Origin of the sequence: Halomonas sp. 707D4, assembly GCF_024158685.1 — a bacterium.
GTDB lineage: Bacteria > Pseudomonadota > Gammaproteobacteria > Pseudomonadales > Halomonadaceae > Vreelandella.
The window spans coordinates 1-3,227 of the sequence record NZ_JAMZBD010000361.1 but is presented as its reverse complement, the minus strand read 5'-3'; the positions used below and the strand labels follow the sequence as shown (position 1 = coordinate 3,227).

3 protein-coding genes are annotated in these 3,227 nt (G+C 49.1%); all 3 read right to left on the bottom strand.

From position 1 onward, the window contains the following. Positions 1-326 precede the first annotated feature (326 nt). Positions 327-710 carry a hypothetical protein gene (locus tag BIS11_RS13650; protein ID WP_253426203.1) on the bottom strand — a complete coding sequence of 128 codons (384 nt, stop codon included), beginning with the start codon at positions 708-710 and terminating at the stop codon, positions 327-329. A gap of 189 nt (positions 711-899) precedes the next feature. Next, a complete protein-coding gene (locus BIS11_RS13645; RefSeq protein WP_253426200.1) occupies positions 900-1,808 on the bottom strand; it encodes a hypothetical protein in 909 nt (302 codons plus the stop codon). A gap of 241 nt (positions 1,809-2,049) precedes the next feature. Beyond that, the coding region (locus BIS11_RS13640; RefSeq protein ID WP_253586287.1) for an AMP-binding protein at positions 2,050-3,227 on the bottom strand (1,178 nt) is incomplete at its 5' end.

The window sequence follows — 3,227 nt, the reverse complement described above, 5'->3', positions numbered from 1 at the left end:
GGGTGTTGGAGGGGGTGTTGCCGAGGTTGGTGCCGGCTGGAGCCTGAATATAACTAGCGGCGATGAAGTTCTTCTCTAAATGTTTTTTCACGTCAGCGCTTGAGGTGTTGGTGATTGTGGCTTGTGCTTTCATAACGTATACCAACCATAATAAAGCGGCGGTTTTAGCAGTCTATCGTACTCGGATTAAGGCCAAATTCTTGCTTCAAGCTCAGAATGACATGTTACCTTTTGAGACGCTGTCCCAAAGTGATCGAATCATTAAAATCGAACCTCGAAACTGCTTAAACTCAGCTCAATTCTTGCCTAATCATTCGCAACTATAATTATATTTTTTCATCAACGATAGCTTTTGCTGCTTGTGTCAACAAGTCGTTTTTCTTTTCCTCAAGTGATTTTTTAGTTTCAGGACATGTAGTGATTGCTATAATTTGATCTAAATACTTAATCTTTTTTGTATAGTCACGCCCATGCAGAACAAGACTTACTTCATATCTACAGAAGGCAAGACCTAGAGTTATTAAATAAGAGAGCAATCCAGCCAAAAAAGATATTGTCTGCTCAGTTACATAGGGTACAAAAACTGAACTTGGAGGAAGAGTCTTAGACCAAGTAAGAATAACGAAAGTTAACAATCCAGTTATCGTTGCACCACTCAATAGATCAGATTTCTTGATGCTTTTTTCTTGCTGAGGAAGCTGATTAAACATGCTTACCTCCCTTGTGAGCTTTTACTACCTCCCAAAGGGGGTCATCTGGATAAAGATATAAAACATTAGTCTTTTTACAGCCCAGTTGGTCAATGACTACTACTCTGACTTTTTTAGTCTTGAGCCGGTGAGCCAATAATGGAGTCAAGTAGCGAAGCACTAATGCTACAGCTATTAGCAGCGAAGCAACTATATAATTTTCCACTGCTTTTCCTCAAATGGAATATGGTCCTTAACTTTTGTAATAGTATAGTTAGTAGTCACTTTACCAGTTAACCTAGTTCTCTCTTTGTACCAAACACCCTCAACTTCTAAAAGATCATCTTTTGAAAATTTCTCTTGGTTATCTGACACTCGCTTTAGAAACTTGGGATCAGTAATAGATACAGTCACAATATTCGAAGGATTTTCCTTTGAAATAAGCTTCCATTTAGACTTTGGATTATAACTAAGAGTTTCAATATAGTAAAACCCAAAAATCTCACCTTCCTCAACAAGATGCTTATGGCTTCTCTTCAACACCAAGTTGTTTTTATCTTCTTTTGTAATTTTTATTTTAGAACAAGATGAAATCCCATAATCGATAGTTAAAGTATCAACTCCATCTTCATTTAAGGGAGTAGCTATATCACTAATAGCAGACCTGATTTTAGGATTAGTGAGTATTGCGCATTGCAGTTCATCTAGAACCACTCTTTCTCCATCAATATTTATTTCAAAACCATCAACCGCTTCCTTAATTACAATTTCTGTAGTAGTGAGATCCATCTGCCTCAGTAGATTTATAGCACACTGAATAGAATTGAGCACAGAGCTGCTTAAAGATACTTTACCAAAAGATTGTTGAGACTCCGACTCAGATGTAAAGAGCTTTAGCCACCACCATAGAGACCCTTCTTGAAACCCACCTTCTAACAAAACTTCAGTTTTAATTTTCGATCTATATACTCTACTAGCTTCTCTATATGCTTCACGATAAATTGTATCAAAGCCCTCGATACTAGCAGAAACATATGAGGCTCTCATTTGGTGAGAACGAATTCTCTTACCTGTACCGTCATAATGTATTTTCACTGACTGGTTGTTAATAAGTTCCATATTACACCTTAAAAAAACATGACCGTCATTACGCAACCAGCCGCATAACATCAATAAACGCGCTGACGCGTTTATTGATGTTATGCAACGCGAGTAAAATTTTTAACCTACTAATCAATTATGGTGCCGATCAATTTTCGGGCCGCCTATCCACTGTTCGCTTCCCGGCTCGTGTTACTCGATTCAATCATACCCTAACCACAAACTCTCCTTCGGTCACGTATAAATTTGATGACATTGGTCAGCCATAGGTCGTAGGTCTTCGATCACTGCCCTTTTTGGCTGCCTCAAGCACCGCTCTGGCCCTCGCCGCAAACGCCCGCCGCGAGGGCTTGAACCCCACCCCCTCGGGCCAGCCAAGCCAAGCATCCGGCACCATGAAGCCGGGCAGCGTCTCGCGTACCCAGGCGTTTAGCTCGGCTCCATCCACTGCCTCCGCGTGGTAGTCGATGAAGGCCACCGGGCGTTCGCCCCACTCCGGGTGGGGTACGGGTACCACCAGCGCCTGGGCGATGGCGGGGTGGTCGACCAGGCGTTGTTCGATGGCTTCGGGCTGGATGTTTTCGCCGCCGGAGATGAAGGCGTTGTCCAGCCGGCCTTCGACGACCAGCTCGCCTTGTTCGGTCACGTGGCCCTTGTCCCTGGTGGCGAACCAGCCTTCGCTATCGAGTGCGGGGTTGAGCTTTCCGTCGCGCAGGTAGCCCTCGAAGAGGGTTTCGCCGCGCACCTGGATCTCGCCGTTGTTTACGCGCACCTCGCGCCCGGGGAGCGGCTTGCCGACCACGCCGGGGGCGCCGGGCATGCCGGTGCATACCTGGCTGGCCATTTCTGAGAGGCCGTAGCTCACCTTGGGCGTCAGGCCCAGCGCGATCATTTTGGCGACCAGCGGCGCGGGGATGGCGGCGCCGCCCAGCAGCAGCTCGCGAAGCTGTGTCTTTTGCGGGTCGAAGCCCGCGTGGAGCAGCCGCCAGAGCTGGGTGGGCACCAGCGAGAGGTGGGTGATGGGCTGGCGCTGCAGGCGCTCCAGGAGCGGCGCGCCGTCGTCGAGCACCACCCGGCCACCGGCGAGAAACACCCGAAAGGCGATGGCGTAGCCGCCGATGTGGAAGAGCGGCAGCGAGAGCAGCCAGCCGCTCGTGTGATCCACAGCAATGAACGATGCCGAGCCCCGCGCCGAGGCCAGGTGGTTGCCAAGGCGGTGCTGCACCGCCTTGGGCGTGCCGCTGGAGCCGGAGGTGAAGATGGTGTTGCTGGGCTGGGCGGGGTCGAGGATGGGCTCGCCCGGTTCGGCTTCGGCGGTGAAGTCCAGCGAAAGCGGCGTCAGTGCCTTGGCGCTTGCCAGTTCGGTGCTGATGCCTTCGGGCTGGGCCAGAAAGCGCGCGGGCAGGCGCGCCGCCATGGCGATCTGCTCCCCGGCGG